Here is a 24,496-nt window from a genome sequence, read left to right as displayed (position 1 = left end):
CGACGGCGGGCGGGGCGCGGTCCCCCGGCCGGTGGCACAGCTGTCGGCGGCGCGTGCGAGGATGAGGCAGCGCGCCGGGCGGGCGCGCCGGGCAGGACGAGGCAGAAGGGCCGGACCGGGGCGTGAGCGACCATCAGAACCTCCTCGCCGAGCAGCGCCGCGCCCTGATCCTCGACGAGGTGCGCCGCCGCGGCGGCGTCCGCGTCAACGAACTCACCCGCAAGCTCGGCGTGTCCGACATGACGGTCCGCCGCGACCTCGACGCGCTGGCCCGTCAGGGTGTCCTGGAGAAGGTGCACGGCGGCGCCGTCCCGGTGGTCGAGGCGAGCACGCACGAGCCGGGGTTCGAGGCGAAGTCGGGCCTGGAGCTGAGCGCCAAGGAGGACATCGCGCGCACCGCGGCGTCCCTGGTGGCGCCGGGCACCGCGATCGCCCTGTCCGGCGGCACGACGACGTACGCGCTGGCACACCACCTCCTGGACGTGCCGGACCTGACGGTGGTGACGAACTCGGTGCGCGTGGCGGACGTCTTCCACTCCGCGCAGCGCACCTCCGGGCAGCGTCAGGGTGCGGCGACGGTGGTCCTGACCGGCGGGGTGCGCACCCCGTCGGACTCGCTGGTCGGACCGGTCGCGGACCAGGCGATCGGAGCGCTCCACTTCGACGTGCTCTTCCTCGGGGTGCACGGCATATCGGTGGAGGCCGGTCTGTCGACGCCGAACCTCGCCGAGGCGGAGACCAACCGGCGCCTGGTGCAGTCGGCGCGGCGCGTGGTGGTGGTCGCCGACCACACCAAGTGGGGGACGGTGGGCCTGAGTTCGTTCGCCACGCTCTCGCAGGTCGACACGTTGGTGACCGACGCCGGGCTGCCCGCGGAGGCGCGTTCGGAGATCTCCGAGCATCTGAACCGGCTCGTGGTCACGGGTGCGGATGCCACCGGGGCCTCGGCCGATGCCGCAGGCACCGCGGCCCATGTCACCGGCGGCGCGGACGGGGACGACTCCGAGGCCCCCACAGACATCTGACGAACCGCCAGCTATGGTGACCGCGTTCGGTCAACCGTCTCGTACCGCTGGGGGCAGAGTTCGATGGCACGCCGACTGAGCCCGGTGGGGACCGACTTCGTCGCGTCCGCTCCGGTGCGTCTGGTCTTCGCCCGCGAGGTGAGCGCACCTCCCGAGGCGGTCCACCGCGCGCTGGCCGACGAGGTGACGGAGTGGCCCCGGTGGTTCACCGCCGTCACCCTGTGCCGGCCGACGGGCGGCGGCACGGGCCGCGAGGTCCGCCTCAAGGGCGGCACACGCTTCCAGGAGTCGATCCTCGCGTCCGACGCGCCACGGCTGTACGTCTACCGCGTCGACGAGACGAACGCACCGGGCCTGCGCACCCTCGTCGAGGAGTGGCGGCTCACCCCCGCGGGCACCGGCACCCGGGTGCAGTGGACCTTCGCCGCGGACGGCCCAGCACCCCTGCGCCTCGCGCTGAAGCTCGGGCGTGCGGGCCTGGCCCGGGCGTTCCGGGACGCGGTGACGCGACTGGACCGGCGGCTCACCGCGGCCACGGCATAGCGCCGGGGTTTCCTACTCGGGCCACGTCCCCGTGGCCAGGAGCGTGTCGATGGTCCGCGTGTACGGCGCGATGTCCAGGCCCTGTTCGGCCAGCCACGCGTCCGAGTAGTACTTGTCCAGATAGCGGTCACCGGGGTCGCAGATCAGGGTGACGACGCTGCCCGTGCGGCCCGCGGCCACCATCTCGGCGACGATCTTCAGGGCGCTCCACAGGCCCGTACCGGTCGAACCGCCCGCCTTGCGTCCGAGGGCCTGCTCCAGGGCTCGTACGGCGGCGACGGACGCGGCGTCCGGCACCTTCATCATGCGGTCGATCGCGCCGGGCACGAAGCTCGGCTCCATGCGGGGCCTGCCGATGCCCTCGATGCGGGAGCCGCAGTCGCTCGTGGCGTCCGGGTCGTTCTTCGTCCAGCCGTCGAAGAAGCAGGAGTTCTCCGGGTCGGGGACGCAGATGCGGGTGTCGTGCTGCATGTAGTGGACGTAGCGCGCGATGGTCGCGGAGGTGCCGCCGGTGCCTGCCGTGGCGACGATCCACGCGGGCTCGGGGTAGCGCTCGAGGCGGAGCTGCTGGTAGATCGACTCGGCGATGTTGTTGTTGCCGCGCCAGTCGGTGGCCCGTTCCGCGTAGGTGAACTGGTCCATGTAGTGACCGCCGGTCTCGACGGCGAGGGCGGCGGACTCCGCGTACATCGTGCGCGAGTCGTCCACGAAGTGGCACCGGCCGCCGTGGAATTCGATCAGGCGGCACTTCTCGGCGCTGGTCGTGCGCGGCATCACCGCGATGAAGGGCACCCCGATCAGCTTGGCGAAGTACGCCTCGGAGACGGCCGTCGAGCCGCTGGACGCCTCGATGACGGGACGGCCCGGCCTGATCCAGCCGTTGCACAGGCCGTAGAGGAACAGCGAGCGGGCGAGCCGGTGCTTGAGGCTGCCGGTCGGGTGCGTCGACTCGTCCTTGAGGTACAGGTCGATGCCCCAGTGCTCGGGCAGCGGGAAGAGCAACAGGTGGGTGTCGGCCGAGCGGTTGGCGTCGGCCTGGACCTTGCGGACGGCTTCTTTGAGCCAGTCCCGGTACTCCTCGTCGCTGTGGTCGACGTCGAGCGTCGGCATCGGCCCGTCGGGCCGGTCCTGCTGTGGTGTGGTCACGGCGGGGCTCCTTCGCGTCGTGCCGGACGCGATTCGACGCGGCCGTACACCTCGATCTTAAACACCTGCCACACGCTTCTCACCTGCATAAACACACCTTTGAGCACCTCAAAGCACACGCGCCACAGCCTTGGGGGGAGCGTCACACCGCGCCCGCACACGCGCCCCCGGAACCCCGCCGCGACGTCACCATGCGCACTGGTGCTCGCCGCCGGGTACGTGCAGACTTCACCGCACGGGACACCCGTACCGGTGTCGCGCGGGATGCCCCTGCCGGCAGAACGCGGCACCGGACACCCGAGAACACGGACGCGAGAACGCGGCCACGAAGCGCACAAGGAGGCGGAGTGCCATGGCGGAGCCGGAATTCACGGCCACGGGCGTGCGGATCGGACGGCGCCTGCGCTCCCTGACGCGCGCCGGACAGGTCCGCATCAACGACGGCAGGCTGGAGTTGCTGACCAGCTACGGCACGGAGATCGACAGCGCGCCGCTCCAGGCGGTGCGGACGGGCAAGCCGTGGTTCACCGCGGAGGACCAGGCGCTCGCCGAGGTGAACGGCACCCGCTACCGGCTCACCCTCGCAGAGCACGAACCGAGGCCAGGCGAGGCCGGACCGCCCACCGTGCACCGGTTCATCGAAGCGGTCCGCAGCGCCACGGAACACCAGCGTCCACGCGCCTGAGCGGGTGGAGCGACACCCCGCGCGAGTTGCACGCCCGCACCCCCTGGGTCACTCTGGTCTCACATCACTCTGGGTTTACCGGCGGTGACGCTGCGAACCAGCCCCGTCGGCCACACAGCAGGCGGCAGACCACGCGGCCCCTGCTGGATCCGAACGTCGTCTTCTTCCGGACTCAATTCGGGGAGTCGCAGCCGTGATCAGCCAGCCGAGCAGGCATTGCACGGTAGAGCTCCAAGCCCTGCCGTCGCGGATCGGCCAGGTCCGCAGAATCGTATCTGCGCAGTTGCGCTACTGGCATCTCGATCCCTTGATAGACCAGGCAGCCCTCGGGGTGACGGAGCTGCTCACCAACGTCCACCGCCATGCCGAGCCGGACAAGGTGTGCACCGTGGAGATCGAGCTGCTGCTCGACCGTCTCACGGTCTCCGTCCATGACCATGACCCCCGGCTCCCCCAGGTCCGCGACGCGGAGCCCTTCGCCACCTGCGGCCGCGGCCTCGCGATGATCGCGGCGGTGAGCGAGAGCTGGGGCGTGAGCCCGCAGGGCGAGGCGGGGAAGGTCGTGTGGTTCACGCTTCCCGCCCCCTCCCCCGCGGTGGCCGTGCCCTCGTACCCCGTGTACCGGACGGTCGCGAAGACTCCCGCCCGGTCGGCCGTTGCCGGCTGACCGGGCGGTGATCGTGCGCCCGTCCCGCTCCTCTCCGTCCACGCGCCCCCTCGTGCACGGACGCGGACGGGACGTCACTCGGTGGCGATGGCCCGCAGCACGTCGAGGCGAGCCGCCCGCCGAGCGGGGCGCAGGCCCGCCAAGGCGCCCGCCGTCAGGCCCACCAGGGCGACCACCACGAGCTGCACCGGTGGCACCGCGAACGCGAAGGCACTGTCGGTCGTGCCGTCGGACGCCTTGACGAGGACCCAGCCGAGGAACCCGCCGAGCGCAAGCCCGCCCACCGTGCCGAAGGCGGCGACGAGCACCGACTCCCAGCGGACCATGGCCCGCAGCTGCGCCCTGGTCTGCCCGACCGCGCGCAACAGGCCCAGCTCACGGGTGCGTTCGTGGATCGCGAGGGTCAGCGTGTTCGCGATGCCGAGCAGCGCGATGAGCACCGCGAGGGCGAGCAGCGCGTAGACCAGGGTGAGCATCATGTCGATGCCGGCCGCGGATGCCTGCGCGTACTCGGAGCGGGTCTGCACGTCCGGGTTTCCGTACTCCTCGGCGGTCGCGGCGACCGCGGCCTTGCCCTCGGCCGTGCTCACGCCGTCCTTGAAGGTGACCGAGACGAGACGGTCGGCGTCCTGCGTGCGGTGCGGGGCCCAGGCCTCGCGGGTGATGACGTAGTCGCCCGCCAGCTCGGAGAGGCCGTAGACGGCGCGGACCGTGAAGGTCTCCTTCTGGCCGTCGGCGAAGGCCAGTTCGGCCCGGGACCCGACCTTCAGGTCCTGTTTCTCCGCCTCGCCGCGAGTGATCGCGATGCCTCGGTCGCCGAGCGCGGCCAGGGATCCGTCGACCGTGCCGAGATCGAAGGACTCGGCGAAGGGCCCGGGGTCGGTGACGGTCAGGGCGCGGCCCTCGCCGTTGACCTCCGCCGCGCCCTTGCCGAGACCGACGGCGGTCTCGACCCGCGGCTCGCGTGCGAGGGCGGGGGCGAGCTTCGGGCTGAGCCCACTGCCGCCCGCGCCGAAGCCGGGGGTGCTCACCGCGACGTCGCCCGCGAACGAGCGGTTCACGGTCTGGTCCATCGTGGCCTTGAGGGAGGCGCCGAAGACCGTGAACAGCGAGACGACGGCGACGCCGATCATCAGCGCGCTCGCGGTGGCGGCGGTGCGCTTCGGGCTGCGCAGCGCGTTGCGCCGGGCGAGTCCGCCGGTGACGCCGCGCAGCCGGTCCAGGGGCCCGCCGATGATGCGTACCGCGCGCGAGGAGGCGACCGGTCCGAGCACCACGAACGAGACGAGGGCAAGGACCGCTCCGGCGCCCGCGAGCCACACGGACGGGTCGGCCGGCACGCCGGTCAGGCCGAGGCCGACGGCGAGCAGGGCGAGGCCCGTCCCCACGACGGCCCGGCCGCGCGAGGCGCCGGAGTGGTCGACCGCGCTCTCGCGGAGCGCGGCGAGGGGTGCGGTGCGCCCGGCCCGCACGGCGGGCAGCAGCGCGGAGCCGAGGCAGACCACGACGCCGACGGTGAGCGGCAGCAGCAGGGAGAGCGCGCTGATCACCAGGCCGCCCTCGGGGAAGGGGAATCCGATGGCGGGGAAGAGCGCCTGCAGGCCGGCCGCGATGCCGATGCCGCCCGCGAGGCCCGCGGCCGAGGCCACGAGGGCGACGGCGCTCGCCTCGACGAGGGTCGAGGCGGTGACCTGGCGGCGCGAGGCGCCGAGCGCGCGCAGGAGCGCGTTCTCGCGGGTGCGCTGGGCGACGACGATGGCGAAGGTGTTGTGGATACTGAAGGTGGCGACGAGCAGGGCCACACCGGAGAAGACCAGCAGGAAGCTGGTGAAGAGGGTGAGGAACTGACCGGAGATGTTGTCGGTGTTCTCCGCCGCCGACGCCTCGCCCGTGATGGCCTCGACGCCCTTGGGCAGTACGGGTGTCAGCGCGTCGACGAGTTCCTGCTCGCTGACGCCGGGGCCCGCCCGTACCCGGATGGTCGAGGCCTCGCCGGGCTTTGGGGTGAGGTACTTCTCGGCGTCGGCCCGGGTCATGCCGGTGAAGGTGCTCTGTGCCATCCCGTCCTCGCCGCCGAACGTCGCGAGGCCCACGATCCGCACCTCGACGGGGTCCGGGGCGCGCAGCGTCGTCGTGTCGCCGACCTTCAGGTCGCCGCTCTTCGCCGCGCCCCGGTTGACGACGACCTCGCCGGCCTTCGACGGCGCCCGCCCCTCGGCGAGTCGGTACGCGTTCAGGTCCGTGTCGTCGATCCAGTTGCCCGCGAGGGTGGGCGGGCCCTGGCCGCCGATGGGTTCGCCGTCCTTGCCGAGGAGCTGGCCCGCACCCTCGATGGCGGGTACGGCCGCCGCGACCTTGCTGTTCTTCTCGATGGTCGCGACGAGGTCCGTCCTGACGGGCTTGCGGGTGCCCCGGCTGTCGTCGGGGGTGGTGATGGTCTCGGCGCCGCGGACCACGGCGTCGGTGCCGCTCGCGGCGTTGCCGAACATCGTGTCGAAGCTGGCCCGCAGGGTGTCACCCATGACGAGCGTGCCCGCCAGGAAGGCGACGCCGAGCATGACGGCGAGGAACGTGCCGCCGAAGCGGCGTTTGTGTCCGCGCAGCGAGGCCATGCTGATGCGCGCCGAAGCGCTCAGGGAACTCATGACGACGGCTCCTTGCGGCCGGGCCGGGGGGACGGTGCGGGTGACGGCGAGGCGGACGGCCTCGCGTCGAAGGCCTTCAGGCGGTCGAGGACCCGGTCCGCCGTGGGCGCCGCCATGCGGTCCACCAGGCGCCCGTCGGCGAGGAAGACGACCTCGTCGGCGTGGGCGGCGGCCACCGGGTCGTGGGTGACCATGACGACGGTGCGGCCCATCTCGCGCACCGCCCTGCCGAGGAGGTTCAGGACCTCCTCGCCCGAGCGCGAGTCGAGGTTGCCGGTCGGCTCGTCGGCGAAGACGACGTCGGGGCGGCCGGCGAACGCCCGGGCCACGGCGACGCGTTGCTGCTGGCCGCCGGAGAGTTCGGCGGGCCGGTGGTGCAGCCGGTCGCGCAGCCCGACGACGTCGACGAGCGCGTCCGTCCACTCCCGGTCGCCGCGGGTGCCCGCGAGGTCCATGGGCAGGGTGATGTTCTCGGCGACGGTCAGCGTCGGCACCAGATTGAAGGCCTGGAAGACGAAGCCGATCCGGTCCCTGCGCAGCAGCGTCAGGCGCCGGTCGTCCAGCGTGCCGAGCTCGGTGTCGCCGATGAAGGCGGCGCCCGAGGTGAGCGTGTCCAGACCCGCCGCGCAGTGCATCAGGGTGGACTTGCCCGAGCCGGACGGGCCCATGATCGCGGTGAAGCGTCCGGCGGGAAACCCGACGCTCACCCCGTTCAGGGCCCGTACGGCGGTGTCTCCGCTGCCGTAGACCTTCACGGCGTCGGCGACGCGGGCGGCGCCGGCGGCCGCGCGGTCCGTGGGCGGGGTGACAGGACCGGTCGTGGTGCTCATGCCGCGCCGCCCTTGGACGACGGGCGGCCGAACTCCTCGTTGAGGACCGTCAGCCTGCGCCAGTACTCGTCCTCGTCGATCTCCCCCGAGGCGAAGCGCCGGCCGAGCACGGCGATGGGCGACTTCTCGTCGATGCCGGGGCGGCCGGTGCTGTCGTGGGGACCGTGAGGGCCGCCCACAGCGCGGAACGGGCCGCGTCGCCCGCGCCACACCGTGCGGCGGAGCAGGGTGACGACGCCGATGACGACGGCCGCCCAGACCAGCGGGAAGAACAGGATCCACGGGCCGGGCCCGCCGTCCCAGTGCGCCAGGGTCTGCATCTGAACTCATCTCCTCCGGAGCGATTTCTGCGATGCCTCCAACCTCGCCCCGGGGGTGCCCCCACGTCGTCGTACGGCCAGCGGCACCGTGTGTACCACCACGGGAGTACGTACGGCGGACCCGGCTGCTCCCTCTTCACCCGTCCCCCTGTCGACTGCTGTACCTACTAGTATGTACAGTGGTCTCATGACCACTCCGGAGCGCCTGATCGAGTCCACCCGCGAACTGCTGTGGGAGCGGGGATATGTCGGCACGAGCCCCAAGGCCATCCAGCAGCACGCGGGCGCCGGACAGGGCAGCATGTACCACCACTTCGCCGGGAAACCCGACCTCGCGCTCGCCGCGATCCGGCGCACCGCCGAGGAGATGCGGGCCACCGCCGAGGCCGTCCTTGGCGGCACGGGATCGCCGTACGCGCGCATCGAGGCCTACCTGCTGCGCGAGCGCGACGTGTTGAAGGGCTGCCCGGTCGGGCGGCTCACGATGGACCCGGACGTCATCGCGAGCGACGAGCTGCGCGCACCCGTGACCGAGACCCTCGACTGGCTGCGCGACCGGCTCGCCGCCATCGTCGAAGAGGGCCGCTCCCGGGGCGAGTTCGTGCCCGCGCTCGATCCGCAGGAGATCGCGTCGGCGGTCGTCGCCACGGTGCAGGGCGGCTACGTCCTGGCCCGCTCGTCGGGTGCGCCCGCCGCGTTCGACACGGCGGTGCGCGGCCTGCTCGCCCTGTTGTCCGCCGCGCGCACGACGCCCCCTGCCGCCACCGGCGCCTGACCCTGCCCCCGTAGCCATGGTGAGCGCGGCGAGCGCGGAAAGCGCGCACCACCATCGACCGAACCTCGCACCGCCACCGAGTAAGGATCCGTACGTGCACATCACCCGGAACCGGCCCGACAGCCGTCAGGGCCCGGCCGAGCACTTCACCGGCACCGTCTGGCTCGACGAGATCGCCGCACCGGCATCTCCCTCCCGGCTGCGGATGTTCAGCGTGCACTTCGCGCCGGGCGCCCGCACCGCCTGGCACCGCCACCCGCACGGCCAGGTCCTGCACGTCACGGAGGGCGAAGGTCTCGTGCGGCGTGCGGGCGGCCCGGTCGAGACGATCAGGGCGGGCGACACCGTCTGGATCGAGCCGGGCGAGGCGCACTGGCACGGCGCGGGGCCGCGGACGTTCATGACGCACCTGGCCGTGGTCGAGGCCGCCGCCGACGGCACCACCGCCGACTGGGGCCCGCTCGTCGACGCCGACCTGGGCGCCGACCCCGAGTCCCGCCCCAACTGAGCCTGCCACCAAGGGAGTACGCGATGCACGCGAAGCAGTACGAGGTCACTCTGCCCGCCGACTACGACATGGGCGTCATCCGCCACCGCGTCGAGTCCAAGGGCCACCTCCTGGACGCCTTTCCCGGCCTCGGGTTCAAGGCCTACCTGATGCGGGAGCGCGGCAGGGACGGCTCGCCCGTGAACCAGTACGCGCCGTTCTACCTCTGGAACACCGACGAGGGAATGAACTCCTTCCTCTGGGGGCCCGGCTTCCAAGGCCTCGTCGACGACTTCGGGCGGCCGGTGGTGCAGCACTGGACGGTCCTCGCGTACGAGGAGGGCACTCCCGCCACCGCCGCACCGAGGACGGCCGTGCGCCGCCTGCAGCGGATACCCGAGTCCACGCGCCTGCCGGAGCTGGCGGCCGAACTGGCCGAGGAGGCAGACGCGTTGGTACGAAAGGAGGGTGCGGTGAGCGCGCTGACCGCTGTCGACCCGCGCACCTGGGAGGCGGTGCATTTCTCGCTCTGGGAGCACGGGGCGCCGCAGGGCGTCGGTGACATCTTTCACGTGCTGCACCTCTCGACGCCCGAGCGCGAGAAGCTGCCGCGCGGACGGCAGTGGTGAACGCGCCCGCCGGACACACGGTCCGCACGGTCCTCGGAGACATCGATCCGGCCGGCCTCGGCGTGTGCGACGCGCACGACCACCTCTTCCTGCGCAGCCCTCGACTGCCGGGCCAGGAGCTGGATTCCGCACGACACGCGGCCGACGAACTCGCGGCGTTCCGGGCCGCGGGCGGGCGGAGCGTCGTGCAGTGGACGCCCCACGGGATGGGGCGGCACGCCGCGCACCTGCCGGGCCTGTCCAGGGCGGCCGGCATGCCGCTCGTGGCAGCGACGGGACTGCACCAGGCGGTGCACTACACACCGGAGTTCCTCGACCGGCTCCGCGCGGACGGCCTCGCCGACCTCTTCGTGCGCGAACTCACCGAGGGCATCGGAGCGTCCGGCGCACGGGCCGGACTGATCAAGGTCGCGGGCGGGTTCCATGGACTGGACGCCCACGCGCGCTGGACGATGAGGGCCGCGGCCGAGGCGCACCGGGCGACGGGCGCGCCGATCGCCGTGCACCTGGAACTGGGCACGGGCGCGCCGGACGTACTCGACCTGCTCTGCGGCGAGTCGGGCGTGCCGCCGCACCGGGTGATCCTCGGCCACCTCAACCGGTCCCCCGACCTCACCGCCCACCTGGAGGCCGCCGGGGCGGGCGCGTTCCTGGCCCTCGACGGCCCTTCGCGCGCCCACCACGCCACGGACTGGCGCATGCCGGACGCGGTGCGCGCCCTGGCGGATGCGGGCTTCGGTGACCGGCTCCTCCTGGGCGGCGACACGACGACTGCGGCGGCGCGATCGGTGCACGGCGGCCCCGGGATGCCGCACCTCCTGCGCCGGGTGCGCCCACGTCTCGTGCACGCCGTGGGCGAGGACCTGGTGGAGCGGATCCTGACGGCGAATCCGGGGCGGGCCTTCGGGGTGGAGTGGGCCTGAGCGACTCGGCGGACTCCCCAGCCACGTATTGCACCGCGCGTTCCAAAACGTGTACGGTCTGCGCATGGCCCGACCGCGGAGTTTCGACGAGGAGCGGGCCCTGGACGCGGCGATGCACGCCTTCTGGGCGAACGGCTACGAGGCCACCTCGACCCAGGACCTGTGCGACGCCACCGGCCTGGGCCGCAGCAGCATCTACAACACGTTCACCAGCAAGCACGACCTGTTCCAGCGGGCCCTGACCCGGTACATGAACAGCATGAACGCCACCCAGATGGAGATCCTCGACGACGTGGAGCGGCCGGCCTCGGAGCGCCTGCGCGCACTACTCGCCCGGGTCATCGACGGGGAGTTCGAGCAGCGCGAGGGCGGCCGCAGCATCGGCTGCCTCACCGTGAACACGACGGTCGAGCTGGCCGGGCGCGACCCCGAGGCCGCCGGGATGCTGGAGCGCGACCTGGAGACGCGCCTCACCGCCCTGCGTACCACGATCCGGGCCGGCCAGCTGGACGGCGACATCACGTCCCAGCGGGACGCGGACACGCTCGCCCGGTACGTGAACGCGGTCATCGGCGGCATGCGGGTCTCCGCGCAGGGGGGTGCCGACCGAGCGGAGCTGCAGGGCGTCGCCGACACCGCCCTGGACGCACTGACGGTCCGGTAGCCCCCGGGACTACCGACGCCGGGACTACCGACGCCGGCACGCCCTCTCCCCCTGCGCCGCCTCGCCGCACTCCGCGACGCCTTATTTCTGTACTGATCTGTCCAAAACATGTGACCGACATCCGACCGACATCCGACCGACAGGAGTATCCCGCCATGCCTCGCGCCGTATACGTACTGGCCCTCGGCATCTTCGCCATGGTGACCAGTGAGTTCGTGGTCGCAGGACTGATGCCGCAGATGGCCGACGGCCTGGACGCCACGATCCCCGAGATCGGCTATCTCATCACCGCCTTCGCCGCGGCGATGGCCCTCGGCGGCCCCTTCCTCACGGTCGCCGTGCTGAAGATGCGTCAGAAGTCCGCCCTGATACTGCTGTTCGGCATCTTTCTGACAGGCAACGTCCTCGCCGCCGTCGCCCCCGACTACCGCACCATGCTGGTCGCCCGGGTACTCACCGGCATCGCGTCGCAGGCCTTCTTCGGCGTCTCCATCTCGCTGGCCTCACGCATCACCCGGCCCGAAGTACGCGGCCGTGCCGTCGCGGTGGCACTCAACGGGCTGATGCTGGGCACGCTGCTCGGGCTCCCGTTCGCGACGGTCGTCGGTGAACACCTGGGCTGGCGCGCCGCGTTCTGGGCCATCACCGTCCTGACCCTGCTCGCCGTCGCGGCCACGCTCGTCGGCGTGCCGAGCACCGACGGCGAGAGTGAGGAGAACGGCGGGCTCCGCCAGGAGCTCGGCGCCTTCCGCAACCCCCGTCTCTGGCTCACCCTCACCACCAGCACCTTCGTGATCGGCGCGACCTTCTCCGCCTTCAGCTACCTCAACCCGATCCTCACCGAGCTCACGGGCTTCTCCACCGGGACCGTCCCGCTGCTCCTCGTCGCGTACGGCGCCGCCACCGTCATCGGCAACACCGTCGTCGGAAGGTTCGCCGACCGTCGCACCCTGCCGGTGCTCGTGGTCGGCCTCGCACTGAACCTGGCCTTCCTCGCAGGCTTCGCCGCCTTCGCCCAACTGACCGTTCCCGCCGTGGTGTTCATGCTCGGCATCGGCCTGGTCGGCGTCACCATGAACCCGGCCCTGGTCACCCGCGTCCAGCGCGTCGGCAATGCGCGCCCACTCGTGAACACCGTCCACTCGTCGTTCATCACGCTGGGCATCATCATCGCCACGTCCGTCGGCGGCCCCGCCATCGACACCTTCGGGCTGCGGGCGCCTCTGTGGACAGGCGCGGGCCTGGCCGTGCTCGGCCTGCTCTCCCTGCTGCCGGACCTGCTGCGCCGACGGGCCTCGGCCACCGGCCTCACCACGCCGGCCCCGGCCACGAGCGAGGCCGCGGACGAGGTGCCGCAGCCCGCCTGACCCGCTGACTCACCCTCCAGCTGACCAGCTGCTGACCAGTTGACCCGCTGACCCGCGTTTACCCCAGCGCCCCGAGGGGGTCGTCGAGCACTGGCTGCCAGGCCAGCTCGGCGGCCCCCACCAGGCTGTTGTGGTCCAGCGTGCAGGCCAGGATCGGCACGCCGCCGCTACGGCCCCACAGGCTCCGGTCGGCGACGACGGCGCGCAGCCGCTCGGGGTCCGCCTCCAGAAGGGCGCGGTGCAGCCCGCCCAGGATGATGCGGTCGGGGTTGAGGATGTTGACCAGGCCCGCGAGCCCCAGACCGAGCCGGTCGATCAGGGCCTCGGCGGCGGAGCGCACCGCCGGATCGCCGTACTGGTCGCGCAGGAGTGCGCGGGCCTGCACGAGCAGCCCCTCAGGACCCGGCTCACGGCCCGCCTCCGTCAGAAAGGCCAGCGGGTCGGTCTCGACGTCCAGACAGCCGCGGCTGCCGCAGTAGCAGGGGCGCCCCTCGGAGTTGACGGTGAGGTGACCCACCTCCAGGGCGAGGCCCGAACTCCCGGTGTGCAGACGGCCATCGAGGACGAGGGCACCGCCGACGCCACGGTGGCCGGTCGCCACGCACAGCAGGTCACGGGCGCCCCGGCCCGCGCCGTGGCGGTGCTCGGCCAGCGCCGCGAGGTTCACGTCGTTGCCCGCGAAGGCCGGCCCCGCGATGCCCGCCTCCCGTACGCAGTCGGCGAAGATCTCGCGGACCTGCGCGCCCGCGGGCCAGGCCAGGTGCAGCGGGTTGAGGGCGGTGCCCTCGGGTTCGGCGACCGCGGACGGCACGGCGAGCCCCGCGCCGACGCAGCGGCGGCCCGTCTCGCGCAGGAGGCGGGCGCCCGCGTCGACGACCGCCCCGAGCACCTGCGCCGGGTCGGCGTCGACGACCTCGCAGCCGGGCGCGGTCGCCACGAGGGTGCCGCCGATCCCGACCAGCGCGGCACGGAAACCGTCGGCGTGCACCTGGGCGGCGAGTGCCACGGGCCCCTCCGCCGCGACGGAGAGCCGATGGGAGGGCCGGCCCTGCGACCCGGCGGCAGCGCTGGGCTTCGCGTCGATCCTGATCAGCCCGAGCGCCTCGAGCTCGGCGGCGACGGCGCCCGCCGTGGCGCGGGTGACGCCGAGCTCCGCGGTGAGCACGGCACGGGTGGGGGCGCGCCCGGTGTGGACCAGTTCGAGTGCGGGGCCCAGCGCGCCGCGCCCTCGCTCCAGGCGGGTACGCGTGGTCACTTCCCCCTCGGCACGGGGGTCAGCCTTGCCGTTCATGAAGGCGAGTCTCCCATGATCCGTACACGGCCTCGCCGTTCAGCCGTCATCCGCCCGTTCCTCCCCCACAACCGTCGCGCGCGTCGCTCCCACCCGTCAGGGACGGCCCCTGTCTCCGTCGTGCGTGTCGCGCCCGCCCGTCCCGGACGCGGCCCGCACCGGTGCCGTACGCCACTCACCACCGCCTTGAACGTCGCCCGTACCCACCCCTAGTCTGACTTTGTGCCGCTACTAAACAAAATCGGGACCGCAGCGCCGCGGCCCACCGGACCGGACCTCCGCCGCCTGCGGATCGCCCTCACCGTCTTCTTCGCCCTCGACGGCTTCGTCTTCGCCGGCTGGGTCGTCCGCATCCCCGCCATCAAGGAGCAGACGGGCGCGTCGGCGGGCCGGCTGGGGCTCGCGCTGCTCGCCGTCTCGGCGGGCGCGGTGATCACCATGACGCTGACCGGTCGCCTCTGCAGGCGCTACGGCAGCATTCCGATGACCGTGGCCTGCGCGGTGGCGCTGCCGCTGAGCGTCGCGCTGCCGCCGCTGACGAGCTCCGTCCTCGTGCTGGGGCTCGTGCTGCTCTTCTTCGGGGCCGCGTACGGCGGCATCAGCGTCGCGATGAACAGTGCCGCCGTGGATCTCGTCCACGCGCTGCGGCGGCCGGTGATGCCCAGCTTCCACGCGGCGTTCAGCCTGGGCGGCATGCTCGGCGCGGGCCTCGGCGGCCTGGTCGCGGGGCACCTCTCCCCCACCCGCCATCTGCTCGGCATCACCGTCGTCGGCCTGGCGGTCACCGCGGCGGCGGCGCCTGCCCTGCTGCGGTACGGGGCCGCAGCCGGGCTCCGCGGCTCGGCCGGCCCGGCCCCCGGCACCCCCTCCCCCGAGGACGGCCGCTCGGCGCGCATGGACCGCCGTACCCGTGGCCTCGTGATGGTCTTCGGGCTCATCGCGCTGTGCACCGCGTACGGCGAGGGCGCCATCGCGGACTGGGGACCCCTGCACCTGGAGGAGGACCTGCACGCGCACCCGGGCGTCGCCGCGGCGGGCTACTCGTGCTTCGCCTTCGCCATGACGATCGGCCGGCTCTCCGGCACCACGCTCCTCGAACGGCTCGGCAGGACCCGCACCGTGGTCGGCGGCGGCGCCACGGCGTGCGTCGGGATGCTGCTCGGCGCGCTCGCCCCGTCGACCGCACTCGCCCTGGCCGGGTTCGCCGTGACCGGTCTCGGGCTCGCCAACATCTTCCCCGTGGCGGTCGAGCGGGCGGGCGCGCTCGCCGGTCCCGGCGGGGTCGCCGCCGCGTCGACGCTCGGCTACGGCGGCATGCTGGTGGGGCCGCCGCTGATCGGCTTCATGGCGGACTGGTACTCGCTGCCCGCCGCACTCACGAGCGTCGCCCTGCTCGCCGCGGTCGCCTCGGTCATCGGCCTCGCGACCCGGCACACGGAACGCGGGGGACGTACGGAGCCTACGGAGCCGTAGAGCGTGTACGGAGGCGGCGGGGGCGCACGACGCCGTAAGGGCCGTAGGGGACACGGGAATCGCCCTCCCATCGCCCCGACAGCCCGGTTCGAACGCGCCGGGTCCGACACACTTGCCGCATGAATATTTCCGAGCACATCCAAGTGGTGGACCGCGAGGGCCGGTTGCTGGCCCGGGCCGCGGCGGAGGCCGGGACCGACACCAAGGTGCCCACCTGCCCCGACTGGCAGGTGCGGGACCTGCTGCGGCACACGGGGATGGTGCACCGCTGGGCCGCCGCGTTCGTGGCCGAGCGGCGCACCTCCTACCGGCTGGGCGGCGAACTCCCCGACCTGGACGGGGAGGCGCTCGTCGAGTGGTTCCGCGAGGGGCACGCCACGCTCGTCGCGACGCTGAGCACGACACCGCCCGACGCGAAGTGCTGGGCGTTCCTGCCCGCACCTTCCCCGCTGGCCTTCTGGGCCCGGCGGCAGGCGAACGAGACGGCCGTCCACCGGGTGGACGCGGAGTCCGCACGCGGGGGTGCGCTGTCACCGGTCGACGTGCCGTTCGCCGTGGACGGGATCGAGGAGCTGCTGCTCGGCTTCCACGCGCGCGAGAAGAGCCGGGTCCGCAGCGACGTACCGCGCGTGCTGCGGGTGCGGGCCACGGACACGCCGGACGAACGGAGTTGGACGATACGCCTCTCCGACGGGCCGCCGGTCACGGAGCGCGGCACGACGGCGCCCGCCGACTGCGAGGTGTCGGGGCCCGCGGGGCGGCTCTATCTGGCGCTGTGGAACCGGCTTCCCTTCCCCCAAGTGACGGGCGAGCGGTCACTGGCGGGACTCTGGCGGGAGAAGTCCACCATCGTCATGAGCTGACCGTTCAGCTCGCGGAGCCGCCGAGCATCCGCTGGAGGACCGCCCGCTGCAGGGGCCGTACGTCGCGGTGGAGGGTGCGACCCTTGTCGGTGAGGGAGACGCGCACGCCTCGCCGGTCCTCGCTGCACATCCCGCGCTCCACGAGCCCGTCCTTCTCCAGCCGCCCGATGAGGCGGGAGAGGGCGCTCTGGCTCAGGTGGACCTGTGCGGAGATCTCCTGCACGCGGAACGTGCAGCCGCCGTCGTCCGACGATCCCTCGGCCAGTACGTCGAGCACCTCGAAGTCGCTCGCCCCGAGCCCGTGCGGATGCAGCTCACGGTCGAGCTCGCACAGGGTGCGCGCGTGCACCGCGAGGATGTCACGCCATTGGTCCACGAGCCCTTGCTCGGCCGTCTTCGCCGCCATGACACCGCACCGTAGCAGAGTTTCCCCAATTACTTGCATCGTCATTAAATGCGCCTGCATTCAATTTGGGCGGGCCGCGGCAGCGGGGCACGACCGCCCACGGCTCCCCGCCCCCCTGCTCCCGGCGCCTGGTCGCCCTCCCCGTCCTCGTACGCCACCGGCACGCACCGCGCAGGTCGTGTCAGCCGAGCCAGCCCGGCCGGACGAGGCCCGACTCGTAGGCGAGGACGACCAGTTGGGCGCGGTCCCGGGCGGCCAGCTTCACCATGGTCCTGCTGACGTGCGTCTTGGCGGTGAGCGGGCTGACCACCAGACGGCGGGCGATCTCCTCGTTCGAGAGGCCGATGCCGACCAAGGCCATCACCTCCCGCTCACGCTCGGTCAGCCCGCCGAGGGCGTCGGCGGCCGCGGGCTCCTTGGAACGGGCCGCGAACTCGGCGATGAGGCGGCGCGTGACCCCGGGCGAGAGCAGCGCGTCACCCTCGACCACCGCCCGGACGGCACGCAGCAGTTCCTCGGGCTCGGTGTCCTTGACGAGGAACCCCGACGCACCGGACCGGATCGCCTCGAAGACGTACTCGTCGAGTTCGAAGGTGGTCAGCATGACCACCTTCACGCCGTCAAGACCGGGCTCGTCGGTGATCCGGCGGGTGGCGGCCAGCCCGTCGAGCAGCGGCATGCGGATGTCCATCAGGACGACGTCGGGGCGCAGTTCGCGCACCGTCCGCACGGCCTCTTCGCCGTCCGCGGCCTCCCCCGCGACCTCGATGTCGGGCTGCGCGTCGAGCAGCGCCTTGAAGCCGGCCCTGACCAGGGACTGGTCGTCGGCGAGCAGTACGCGGATCACTGGTCCTCCCGAAGTACGGTGCGGGCCTTGGGATCCCGGCCCGCCGGCAGCGGCAGTACGGCGGTCACGCGGAAGCCGCCGTCCGGACGCGGGCCCGCCTCGATCGTGCCATCAAGGGCGGCGGCGCGCTCCCGCATCCCGGCGAGTCCGTTGCCGCTGCCGCCCGCGTCGGCGCCGGTGGCGGGCCCGTCGTCGTCGACGCGCAGGGTGAGCGCGGCCTTCTCCTGGCGGATGAGCACGCGCGCGTGGCGCGAACCCGAGTGCCGCACGACGTTCGTCAGCGCTTCCTGGACGATGCGGAAGGCGGCGAGGTCCGTGCCGGGCGGCAGCCTCACGCGGGCGCCGCCCTCAGTGGTGACCTCGACCGTCAGACCGGCGCTCCTTGCCTGCTCGACGAGTTCGGGCAGGCGGTCAAGGCCCGGCGCGGGGGCTCTGGGCGCGGCGCCGGGGGCGCGCAGCGTGCCGAGGACCTGGCGCACCTCCCCCAGCGCCTCTTTGCTCGCGGCCTTGATGGTGGTCAGCGCGGTACGGGCCTGTTCGGGGTCGGAGTCGAGGAGGGCGAGACCGACGCCCGCCTGGACGTTGATGACGGAGATGCTGTGCGCGAGGACGTCGTGCAGTTCCCGCGCCATCCGCAGCCGCTCCTCGTCCGCGCGCCGCTCGGCGGCCCGCGCCCGCTCGGCGCGCTCCTTCGCCCACTGTTCACGGCGTACGCGGCCGAGTTCGGAGACCGCGACGATCGCGACGACCCACACGGCGACCACGATCTCCTCGCTCCAGGGGCGGGCTCCGTCGTCACCCGGCGGCAGCCAGCGGTAGAGCCAGTGCGCGATCAGCAGATGCCCGGCCCAGAGCCCGCCGACGGCTGCCCACGCAGCGTGCCGGTGCCCCGCGACGATGGCGGCGAAGCAGCCCACGGCGACCGCCAGGAAGACGGGTCCGTACGGGAATCCGGCACCGAGGTAGATCAGCGTGAGCCCGGCGGTCGCGCACACGACCGGCACGGGGTGACGGTGGCGCCACAGCAGGACCGCCGTGGCCAGGAACAGCAGCACCCGCGCGAGCGGGCTCAGCGTTTCGCGGCCGGGCTGAGCGTGCCCGGCGAAACCGGAACCGATCTGCACGAACGCGGTGAGCAGGAACGTCGTGGGCCAGGGCAGCCGACGGGCCGCCCGCTCCGGTGTCCCCGCGTTCCACCAGGGCGGCCCCTGCCGCCACATCGGCGGTCCGCCCCAGGGCAGGGGCGGACCGCCGGACCTGCGTTCACGCTGCTCGTCCATGGCGTTCACGCTAGACCGCGCCTCCTCCCGCGGGCGTCCGACAGACGTGGCGATCACGCGTACTCCCGCGGGAGTAGAGACCGTGCGCTCCCCTACGCCCCGCGGGCCTCGACCACCTCGGCCCCGCACCCCTGCACCCCTTCCGCCCGTCAGCCCGTCAGCCCGTCAGCCCGTCAGCCTGCGGTGCTTCAGCCATGCGGCAGCAGCCCCACCCCGTGGGCGAGCTGGGTGACCGCGTGCGAGAAGAACGCCTCACGGTCCTCGACCAGGCGGTTGAACTGCCCGAACACCTCGAAGCCCACGAGCCCGAACAGCTGCGCCCACGCCGCGACCATCGCCGTGATCGCCGCGGCCGGCAGATCGGGCGCCAAGTCCGCCGCGAGCCGCTCGCCCTCGGTGCGCAGCTCCCCCGGCAGGGGCTGGACGGCGACGCCCCGCCCCTGGTGGGCATCGCGCACGATCCCGATCAGCAACAGCCCCACGCGCGCGGCGGCCCGGACCGTCGAGTCGGGCGCACTGTAACCGGGTACGGGCGAGCCGTAGATGAGCGCGTACTCGTGCGGATGGGCCAGCGCCCAGGAACGCACCGCTGCACACACCACCACCCACCGCCGTACCGGCTCCTGCCCGGCGACCTCCGCGTGCGCGGCCTCCGCCACGCCACCGAGGGAGTCGTACGCGTCGATGATCAACGCGGTCAGCAGGTCGTCGCGGCTGGGGAAGTAGCGGTAGAGCGCGGACGAGACCATGCCGAGTTCACGGGCGACGGCGCGCAGCGAGAGCTTGGCCGCGCCGTCGACCGCGAGCTGCCTGCGCGCTTCGTCCTTGATCGCGGCGGTGACTTCCTCGCGGGCGCGGGCCCGGGCTCCTTTGGTAGCGCTGGTGGTGGCGCTGGGGCGGCTCATACGACCAGTGTGCCACGGGTTCGGAGCGGTGCACACAATCGAGAGCGGCGAACACTTTCGAGAGCGACAGACATTTTCGAGAGCAGTGCTCTTGCTATGGCGCACCGATCTCGTGCACACTGCTCTCAAGCGAGAGCAGTGCTCTCGGAATTGTGATCCACGCGGACTCTCATCCCGACTCCGCGCCGGCACCGCTCCCACCGCAGGAGGGCCCCATGTCCACGTCATCCGCCGCCCCGACCCCGACCCCGACCTCCACCCTGACCACCGCTTCCCCCTACTACCTTGAGGGCAGCCGACTGACCGTCCGCTTCAACAGCGTGGTCGGCTGGATGGCGCGGCACGGTGTCAGCCTGATGGGCAGCGCCGAGCTCTCCGTGCGGGGTCGCAAGAGCGGCAAGATGCAGCGCGTCCCCGTCAACCCGTACACGCACGGCAGTGACCACGGCCAGTACCTCGTGTCGGCGCGCGGGCACTCCCAGTGGGTGCGCAACATGCGCGTGGCCGGTGGCGGGGAGTTGCGGGTGGGGCGCAAGGTGCGGGAGTTCACCGCCGTGGAGGTGCCCGACGCGGAGAAGCTGCCGCTGCTGCGCGGCTATCTGCAGAAGTGGGGCTGGGAGGTCAACCAGTACTTCAAGGGCGTGACCGCCGACTCCTCCGACGAGGAGATCGTGGCGGCCGCGGCCGACCACCCCGTCTTCCGCATCACCGTGCAGAAGCAGCGGCAGAAGCGGAAGTAGGGGCGGCCGGTCCTCAGGACCGGCGGACGGCCGGTGTGCGAGGCAGACGCGGCTGCGGCACAGGCCCTAGCGGTCCAGTGCCTGCAGGGCGCGGCCGACCATCGGGTGCGTGCGCACCAGTTCGCCGAGGGTCGAGGAACCCCGCGTGATCTTCGCGAACGCGTTCCACGCGGGACGGAAGCCCGTGAGCGCCGCGTGCAGCGCGCCGGGGCGGCGTTCGAAGAGCTGGAGCATGCGGCGCCCCACACTCATCTCCACGCCGAGCCCCGCCTTGATGGCGAAGGCGTAGTTCAGGGCCTGGCGGCGGGCGTCCACCGCGTCGTGCGACTCGGCGACCCGTACCGCCCACTCCCCCGCGAGCCGGCCGGAGCGCAGCGCGAAGGAGATGCCCTCGCGGGTCCACGGCTCCAGGAGTCCCGCGGCGTCGCCACAGACCAGGACCCGGCCGCGGGAGAGCGGCGAGTCGTCGCTGCGGCAGCGCGTCAGGTGTCCGGAGGAGATGCTGGGCTCGAAGCCGGCGAGGCCGAGCCGGGCGATGAAGTCCTCCAAGTACCGCTTGGTGGCCGCGCCTTCGCCGCGCGCGGAGATCACACCGACGGTGAGGGTGTCGCCCTTGGGGAAGACCCATCCGTAACTGCCCGGCATGGGACCCCAGTCGATCAGGACCCGGCCCGCCCAGTCCTCGGCGACGGTCTCCGGCACCGGGATCTCGGCCTCCAGGCCCAGGTCGACCTGGTCGAGCTTGACCCCGACGTGTGCTCCTATGCGGCTGGCGCTGCCGTCGGCGCCCACCACCGCGCGGGCCAGGACGGTCTCGCCGCCCTGCAGCACGACGGCGACCGTGCGCCGGTCGGGCACCTCGGAGCCGTGCTGCTCCACGCGTGCGACCGTGACGCCGGTGCGCAGCTCGGCGCCCGCCTTCTGTGCGTGCTCGACGAGCTGCTGGTCGAACTCGGGACGGTTGATGAGCCCGAAGAGCATCTGCCGGGAGCGGCGGGTACGGCTGAACTTGCCGTCCAGGGAGAACGTCACCGCGTGCACCCGGTCCTGGAAAGGCAGCTCGAAGCCGGGCGGCAGAGAGTCGCGGGTGGGGCCGATGATGCCGCCGCCGCACGTCTTGTAGCGAGGAAGTTCGGCTTTCTCAAGGAGGAGCACACTGCGTCCCGCGACCGCTGCCGCGTAGGCCGCCGAGGCCCCCGCGGGGCCGGCTCCGACCACGACGACGTCCCACACGTACCGGGTGTCGTCCGCTGAGTTCTCGCTGCTCACGTTGGTGTACCGCTCCTGATCCCGCTGTTGGCCGCGCTGTCCTCAGGCATCCTACGGCGCAGGCCCGAGCGTCCCTCCTGTGGGAGGATCACTTGCACCTACACGTAACAACGTCGCACCCACGAGGAGCGTGCCCATGTCGCCGGATCCGATCGCCGAGACCGTCGCCTCGCTGATGCCGAAGGCGAAGGCGGAGCTCACCGAACTGGTGGCCTTCAAGTCGGTGGCGGACTTCGAGCAGTTCCCCAAGAGCGAGAGCGAGGCGGCCGCCGGCTGGGTGGCGGACGCGCTGCGGGCCGAGGGCTTCCAGGACGTCGCGCTGCTCGACACCCCGGACGGCACGCAGTCGGTGTACGGCTTCCTGCCGGGCCCCGAGGGAGCGCCGACGGTCCTGCTGTACGCGCACTACGACGTGCAGCCGCCGCTGGACGAGGCCGCGTGGACCACGCCGCCCTTCGAGCTGACCGAGCGCGACGGCCGCTGGTACGGCCGGGGCAGCGCCGACTGCAAGGGCGGCGTGATCATGCACCTGCTCGCGCTGCGCGCCCTCAAGGCGAACGGCGGCGTACCGGTGAGCGTGAAGGTGATCGCGGAGGGCTCGGAGGAGCAGGGCACGGGCGGTCTGGAGCGGTACGCGGAGGAACACCCCGAGCTGCTGACGGCCGACACGATCGTCATCGGTGACGCGGGTAACTTCCGGGTGGGGCTGCCGACGGTGACGTCGACGCTCCGGGGCATGACTCTCGTACGCGTCAGTGTCGACACGCTCGGCGGGAACCTGCACTCGGGGCAGTTCGGCGGCGCCGCGCCGGACGCGCTGGCCGCGTTGGTGCGCACCCTGGACTCGCTGCGCGCCGAGGACGGCTCGACCACGGTCGACGGCCTGACGGGCGACGCCGTCTGGGACGGTCTGCAGTACGAGGAGAGCGACTTCCGCAAGGACGCCAAGGTCCTTGACGGTGTCCGGCTGATCGGTGAGGGCACGGTCGCCGACCGCATCTGGGCGCGCCCCGCCGTCACGGTCCTCGGCATCGACTGCCCGCCGGTGGTCGGCGCGACGCCGTCGGTGCAGGCGGCCGCTCGGGCGCTGATCAGCCTGCGGGTGCCGCCGGGCGTGGACGCCGCCGAGGCGACCAAGCTGCTGCAGGCGCACCTGGAGGCGCACACGCCGTGGGGCGCGCAGGTGCGCACGGAGCAGATCGGGCAGGGCCAGCCGTTCCGTGCGGACACCACGAGCCCGGCGTACGCGGCGATGGCCGAGGCGATGGGCGAGGCCTACCCGGGCGAGGAGATGCAGTACGCGGGCCAGGGCGGCTCGATCCCGCTGTGCAACACCCTCTCCGAGCTCTACTCGCGCGCGGAGATCCTGCTGATCGGCCTGAGCGAGCCGGAGGCCCAGATCCACGCGGTCAACGAGAGCGTGTCGCCCGAGGAGTTGGAGCGTCTCTCGGTCGCCGAGGCACTGTTCCTGAAGAAGTACGCGACGAGCTGACCGACCCGGTGGACACCGCATCCGCGCGCGGGTGCGGTGTCCATCGGCACCACGTCGGCCTTGCCGCCGGCGGCCGGTCAGCCGCCGAGCGGCACACCGGCCTCCAGGTAGAGCACGACCCCGCGCTCCCGTGCGCGCAGCGCCCAGCGCAGCCGTTCGTAGCGCACGGAGGGCAGCAGGTCGGCGGCCTCCTGTTCGGTGACGAAGCGCCAGCCGCGCAGTTCCGGCCCCGGCAGCAGCATGCGGACCTCGCCGCTGTCGAGCCGCCCGCCGTCGAAGAGGAAGCGCATCCCTCCGTAGCCGGGCGGGTTCGGCGGCTCCCAGTCGGCGACCAGCAGACCGGGCGTCCCGGTGAGTCGGATGCCGGTCTCCTCGGCGACCTCGCGCACTCCCGCGCGCGCGGGGGCCTCGCCGGGTTCGACGACGCCGCCGGGGAACTCCCAGCCGGCCTTGTACGTGGGGTCCACGAGCAGCACCCGGTCCCGTTCGTCGAAGAGCAGCACGCCGGCGGCGAGGGTCTCGGCGGTGGGCTCGGGCGTCTGCACGATGTCGCAGACGGGCGCGGCCTCGGTGCGGACGGCGTCGGCCAGTAGTTCGGCGGTCTCGTACGGCGTGAGGGCGCTGGTGTCGATGCGGTGTGCGTCCGCGTCGAGCCAGTCGGCGCGGGCGGTGCGGTACGGCTCGATGCGGTCGAACGACCACTGTCTGGTGCGGGTGTTTCCTTCGGACAGGTCCTGCGGTGCGGGCCGGCCGGATATTCGCTCGCGCAGGATCGTTTCGTCCGGGGCGAGCAGGACGTGCCGCACGGGAATCCTGCGCGCGGCGAGACCGCCGAAGATCTCGTCGCGGTACGCCTGGCGCAGCAGCGTCATCGGGACCACGAGGGTACCGCCCACCTCGGCGTGCAGCGCGGCCGCGGTGTCGATGACGAGGCGGCGCCAGATCGGCAGGTCCTGGTGGTCGCTCACCTCGTCGAGGCGCTTGGGCGGCAGCAGACAGGGCAGTGTGCCGCCGATGACCTCGGGGTCGAAGAGTGTGCTGTTCGGGATCAGCTCGATCAGTTCCCGTGCGGCGCTGGTCTTTCCCGCACCGGACGCGCCGTTGATCCAGACGATCACGGTTCCCCCTCTTCTGTTGGCCCCCTGTGGCTTGCCCGCAACAGCCTGCCATGGAAACCAGGCCCTGATGGAGGGGGAACCAACCGCGGCGCGCCGGTGCCAGGAC

General features: G+C 72.6%; 25 protein-coding genes. 14 read left to right on the top strand and 11 right to left on the bottom strand.

All coding sequences use genetic code 11. The features are described 5' to 3' along the window. Positions 1 to 122 precede the first annotated feature (122 nt). Both ACZ592_RS01460 and ACZ592_RS01455 read left to right on the top strand, forming a co-directional pair. The gene (locus ACZ592_RS01460) at positions 123 to 1,025 is read left to right on the top strand and encodes a DeoR/GlpR family DNA-binding transcription regulator (protein ID WP_471579430.1); all 903 of its coding nucleotides are present in this window, start codon (positions 123 to 125) and stop codon (positions 1,023 to 1,025) included. A gap of 63 nt (positions 1,026 to 1,088) precedes the next feature. Further along, positions 1,089 to 1,568 (top strand): SRPBCC family protein, encoded by a 480-nt coding sequence (locus tag ACZ592_RS01455; RefSeq protein ID WP_471579429.1) that lies wholly within the window; start codon positions 1,089 to 1,091, stop codon positions 1,566 to 1,568. Positions 1,569 to 1,580: 12 nt separating this feature from the next. On the opposite strand, the gene cds1 is transcribed toward ACZ592_RS01455, so the two are convergent. Then, positions 1,581 to 2,678 carry an L-cysteine desulfhydrase Cds1 gene (gene cds1, locus ACZ592_RS01450; protein WP_471579989.1) on the bottom strand — a complete coding sequence of 366 codons (1,098 nt, stop codon included), beginning with the start codon at positions 2,676 to 2,678 and terminating at the stop codon, positions 1,581 to 1,583. Positions 2,679 to 3,066: 388 nt separating this feature from the next. Here cds1 and ACZ592_RS01445 point away from each other — a divergent pair, with 388 nt between their 5' ends. Next, positions 3,067 to 3,399: a hypothetical protein gene (locus tag ACZ592_RS01445; protein ID WP_471579428.1), complete on the top strand. Its 333-nt coding sequence runs from the start codon at positions 3,067 to 3,069 to the stop codon at positions 3,397 to 3,399. A gap of 193 nt (positions 3,400 to 3,592) precedes the next feature. Beyond that, positions 3,593 to 4,066: an ATP-binding protein gene (locus ACZ592_RS01440; protein ID WP_471579427.1), complete on the top strand. Its 474-nt coding sequence runs from the start codon at positions 3,593 to 3,595 to the stop codon at positions 4,064 to 4,066. A 74-nt stretch (positions 4,067 to 4,140) separates the two neighbouring features. Here the strand turns inward: ACZ592_RS01440 and ACZ592_RS01435 are convergent, their stop codons facing one another. From ACZ592_RS01435 to ACZ592_RS01425, 3 genes are read right to left on the bottom strand one after another with little or no spacing between them, the layout of a single operon-like run. Then, positions 4,141 to 6,702 (bottom strand): ABC transporter permease, encoded by a 2,562-nt coding sequence (locus ACZ592_RS01435; RefSeq protein WP_471579988.1) that lies wholly within the window; start codon positions 6,700 to 6,702, stop codon positions 4,141 to 4,143. 5 nt (positions 6,703 to 6,707) lie between these two features. Beyond that, positions 6,708 to 7,541: an ABC transporter ATP-binding protein gene (locus ACZ592_RS01430; RefSeq protein WP_471579426.1), complete on the bottom strand. Its 834-nt coding sequence runs from the start codon at positions 7,539 to 7,541 to the stop codon at positions 6,708 to 6,710. Further along, a complete protein-coding gene (locus ACZ592_RS01425) occupies positions 7,538 to 7,861 on the bottom strand; it encodes an SHOCT domain-containing protein (RefSeq protein ID WP_471579425.1) in 324 nt (107 codons plus the stop codon). Before ACZ592_RS01425 ends, ACZ592_RS01430 begins: the two co-directional genes overlap by 4 nt. A 187-nt stretch (positions 7,862 to 8,048) precedes the next feature. On the opposite strand from ACZ592_RS01425, the gene ACZ592_RS01420 reads away from it, so the two are divergent. The 6 genes from ACZ592_RS01420 to ACZ592_RS01395 all read left to right on the top strand — a co-directional run bounded on the left by ACZ592_RS01420 (position 8,049) and on the right by ACZ592_RS01395 (position 12,706). Next, entirely contained in the window at positions 8,049 to 8,636 is a 588-nt protein-coding gene (locus tag ACZ592_RS01420; protein WP_471579424.1) for a TetR/AcrR family transcriptional regulator, read from the top strand. Between the two features lie 94 nt (positions 8,637 to 8,730). After that, positions 8,731 to 9,144: a (R)-mandelonitrile lyase gene (locus tag ACZ592_RS01415; RefSeq protein ID WP_471579423.1), complete on the top strand. Its 414-nt coding sequence runs from the start codon at positions 8,731 to 8,733 to the stop codon at positions 9,142 to 9,144. Positions 9,145 to 9,167: 23 nt separating this feature from the next. After that, positions 9,168 to 9,752: a DUF4865 family protein gene (locus tag ACZ592_RS01410; RefSeq protein WP_471579422.1), complete on the top strand. Its 585-nt coding sequence runs from the start codon at positions 9,168 to 9,170 to the stop codon at positions 9,750 to 9,752. Then, complete coding sequence (locus tag ACZ592_RS01405; RefSeq protein ID WP_471579421.1) at positions 9,749 to 10,675, top strand: phosphotriesterase family protein; 927 nt, start codon at positions 9,749 to 9,751, stop codon at positions 10,673 to 10,675. Before ACZ592_RS01410 ends, ACZ592_RS01405 begins: the two co-directional genes overlap by 4 nt. Before the next feature lie 64 nt (positions 10,676 to 10,739). Next, a complete protein-coding gene (locus ACZ592_RS01400; RefSeq protein ID WP_471579420.1) occupies positions 10,740 to 11,339 on the top strand; it encodes a TetR/AcrR family transcriptional regulator in 600 nt (199 codons plus the stop codon). Positions 11,340 to 11,494: 155 nt separating this feature from the next. After that, complete coding sequence (locus tag ACZ592_RS01395) at positions 11,495 to 12,706, top strand: MFS transporter (protein WP_471579419.1); 1,212 nt, start codon at positions 11,495 to 11,497, stop codon at positions 12,704 to 12,706. Positions 12,707 to 12,764: 58 nt separating this feature from the next. On the opposite strand, the gene ACZ592_RS01390 is transcribed toward ACZ592_RS01395, so the two are convergent. Further along, on the bottom strand, positions 12,765 to 13,997 hold the full coding sequence (locus ACZ592_RS01390) for an ROK family protein (RefSeq protein ID WP_471579418.1): 1,233 nt from the start codon (positions 13,995 to 13,997) through the stop codon (positions 12,765 to 12,767). 222 nt (positions 13,998 to 14,219) lie between these two features. Here ACZ592_RS01390 and ACZ592_RS01385 point away from each other — a divergent pair, with 222 nt between their 5' ends. Further along, on the top strand, positions 14,220 to 15,470 hold the full coding sequence (locus tag ACZ592_RS01385; RefSeq protein WP_471579417.1) for an MFS transporter: 1,251 nt from the start codon (positions 14,220 to 14,222) through the stop codon (positions 15,468 to 15,470). Positions 15,471 to 15,589: 119 nt separating this feature from the next. After that, positions 15,590 to 16,333, top strand: a complete 744-nt coding sequence (locus ACZ592_RS01380; protein WP_471579416.1) for a maleylpyruvate isomerase family mycothiol-dependent enzyme — start codon at positions 15,590 to 15,592, stop codon at positions 16,331 to 16,333. Positions 16,334 to 16,337: 4 nt separating this feature from the next. On the opposite strand, the gene ACZ592_RS01375 is transcribed toward ACZ592_RS01380, so the two are convergent. The 4 genes from ACZ592_RS01375 to ACZ592_RS01360 all read right to left on the bottom strand — a co-directional run bounded on the left by ACZ592_RS01375 (position 16,338) and on the right by ACZ592_RS01360 (position 19,771). After that, the gene (locus tag ACZ592_RS01375; RefSeq protein WP_471579415.1) at positions 16,338 to 16,739 is read right to left on the bottom strand and encodes a MarR family winged helix-turn-helix transcriptional regulator; all 402 of its coding nucleotides are present in this window, start codon (positions 16,737 to 16,739) and stop codon (positions 16,338 to 16,340) included. A 181-nt stretch (positions 16,740 to 16,920) separates the two neighbouring features. Continuing rightward, entirely contained in the window at positions 16,921 to 17,586 is a 666-nt protein-coding gene (locus ACZ592_RS01370) for a response regulator (RefSeq protein WP_471579414.1), read from the bottom strand. Beyond that, on the bottom strand, positions 17,583 to 18,866 hold the full coding sequence (locus tag ACZ592_RS01365) for a sensor histidine kinase (RefSeq protein ID WP_471579413.1): 1,284 nt from the start codon (positions 18,864 to 18,866) through the stop codon (positions 17,583 to 17,585). The genes ACZ592_RS01370 and ACZ592_RS01365 overlap by 4 nt, the downstream gene beginning before the upstream one ends. 188 nt (positions 18,867 to 19,054) lie before the next feature. Further along, entirely contained in the window at positions 19,055 to 19,771 is a 717-nt protein-coding gene (locus ACZ592_RS01360) for a TetR/AcrR family transcriptional regulator (RefSeq protein WP_471579412.1), read from the bottom strand. 215 nt (positions 19,772 to 19,986) lie between these two features. On the opposite strand from ACZ592_RS01360, the gene ACZ592_RS01355 reads away from it, so the two are divergent. Continuing rightward, positions 19,987 to 20,511, top strand: a complete 525-nt coding sequence (locus ACZ592_RS01355) for a nitroreductase family deazaflavin-dependent oxidoreductase (RefSeq protein WP_471579411.1) — start codon at positions 19,987 to 19,989, stop codon at positions 20,509 to 20,511. Positions 20,512 to 20,577: 66 nt separating this feature from the next. Here the strand turns inward: ACZ592_RS01355 and ACZ592_RS01350 are convergent, their stop codons facing one another. Further along, positions 20,578 to 21,780, bottom strand: coding sequence for a geranylgeranyl reductase family protein (locus tag ACZ592_RS01350; protein WP_471579410.1), 1,203 nt, complete (start codon positions 21,778 to 21,780; stop codon positions 20,578 to 20,580). A 136-nt stretch (positions 21,781 to 21,916) separates the two neighbouring features. Between ACZ592_RS01350 and ACZ592_RS01345 the strand changes: the two genes are divergently transcribed. Further along, a complete protein-coding gene (locus ACZ592_RS01345; RefSeq protein WP_471579409.1) occupies positions 21,917 to 23,272 on the top strand; it encodes a M20/M25/M40 family metallo-hydrolase in 1,356 nt (451 codons plus the stop codon). A gap of 77 nt (positions 23,273 to 23,349) precedes the next feature. Here the strand turns inward: ACZ592_RS01345 and ACZ592_RS01340 are convergent, their stop codons facing one another. Continuing rightward, complete coding sequence (locus tag ACZ592_RS01340) at positions 23,350 to 24,390, bottom strand: NUDIX hydrolase (RefSeq protein WP_471579408.1); 1,041 nt, start codon at positions 24,388 to 24,390, stop codon at positions 23,350 to 23,352. Positions 24,391 to 24,496 lie beyond the last annotated feature (106 nt).

The sequence above is a fragment of the Streptomyces sp. NPDC040622 genome (genome assembly GCF_055593965.1).
This window is presented reverse-complemented; position numbering and strand designations above follow the sequence as displayed.

Bases quoted from the DNA above. Each gene is read 5' to 3' on its own strand.
- ACZ592_RS01445 (WP_471579428.1), top strand. From the start codon at position 3,067: ATGGCGGAGCCGGAATTCACGGCCACGGGCGTGCGGATCGGACGGCGC.
- ACZ592_RS01455 (WP_471579429.1), top strand. From the start codon at position 1,089: ATGGCACGCCGACTGAGCCCGGTGGGGACCGACTTCGTCGCGTCCGCT.
- ACZ592_RS01345 (WP_471579409.1), top strand. From the start codon at position 21,917: ATGTCGCCGGATCCGATCGCCGAGACCGTCGCCTCGCTGATGCCGAAG.
- ACZ592_RS01355 (WP_471579411.1), top strand. From the start codon at position 19,987: ATGTCCACGTCATCCGCCGCCCCGACCCCGACCCCGACCTCCACCCTG.
- ACZ592_RS01430 (WP_471579426.1), bottom strand. From the start codon at position 7,541: ATGAGCACCACGACCGGTCCTGTCACCCCGCCCACGGACCGCGCGGCC.
- cds1 (WP_471579989.1), bottom strand. From the start codon at position 2,678: ATGCCGACGCTCGACGTCGACCACAGCGACGAGGAGTACCGGGACTGG.
- ACZ592_RS01365 (WP_471579413.1), bottom strand. From the start codon at position 18,866: ATGGACGAGCAGCGTGAACGCAGGTCCGGCGGTCCGCCCCTGCCCTGG.
- ACZ592_RS01360 (WP_471579412.1), bottom strand. From the start codon at position 19,771: ATGAGCCGCCCCAGCGCCACCACCAGCGCTACCAAAGGAGCCCGGGCC.
- ACZ592_RS01410 (WP_471579422.1), top strand. From the start codon at position 9,168: ATGCACGCGAAGCAGTACGAGGTCACTCTGCCCGCCGACTACGACATG.
- ACZ592_RS01375 (WP_471579415.1), bottom strand. From the start codon at position 16,739: ATGGCGGCGAAGACGGCCGAGCAAGGGCTCGTGGACCAATGGCGTGAC.
- ACZ592_RS01380 (WP_471579416.1), top strand. From the start codon at position 15,590: ATGAATATTTCCGAGCACATCCAAGTGGTGGACCGCGAGGGCCGGTTG.
- ACZ592_RS01420 (WP_471579424.1), top strand. From the start codon at position 8,049: ATGACCACTCCGGAGCGCCTGATCGAGTCCACCCGCGAACTGCTGTGG.
- ACZ592_RS01400 (WP_471579420.1), top strand. From the start codon at position 10,740: ATGGCCCGACCGCGGAGTTTCGACGAGGAGCGGGCCCTGGACGCGGCG.
- ACZ592_RS01425 (WP_471579425.1), bottom strand. From the start codon at position 7,861: ATGCAGACCCTGGCGCACTGGGACGGCGGGCCCGGCCCGTGGATCCTG.
- ACZ592_RS01390 (WP_471579418.1), bottom strand. From the start codon at position 13,997: ATGAACGGCAAGGCTGACCCCCGTGCCGAGGGGGAAGTGACCACGCGT.
- ACZ592_RS01395 (WP_471579419.1), top strand. From the start codon at position 11,495: ATGCCTCGCGCCGTATACGTACTGGCCCTCGGCATCTTCGCCATGGTG.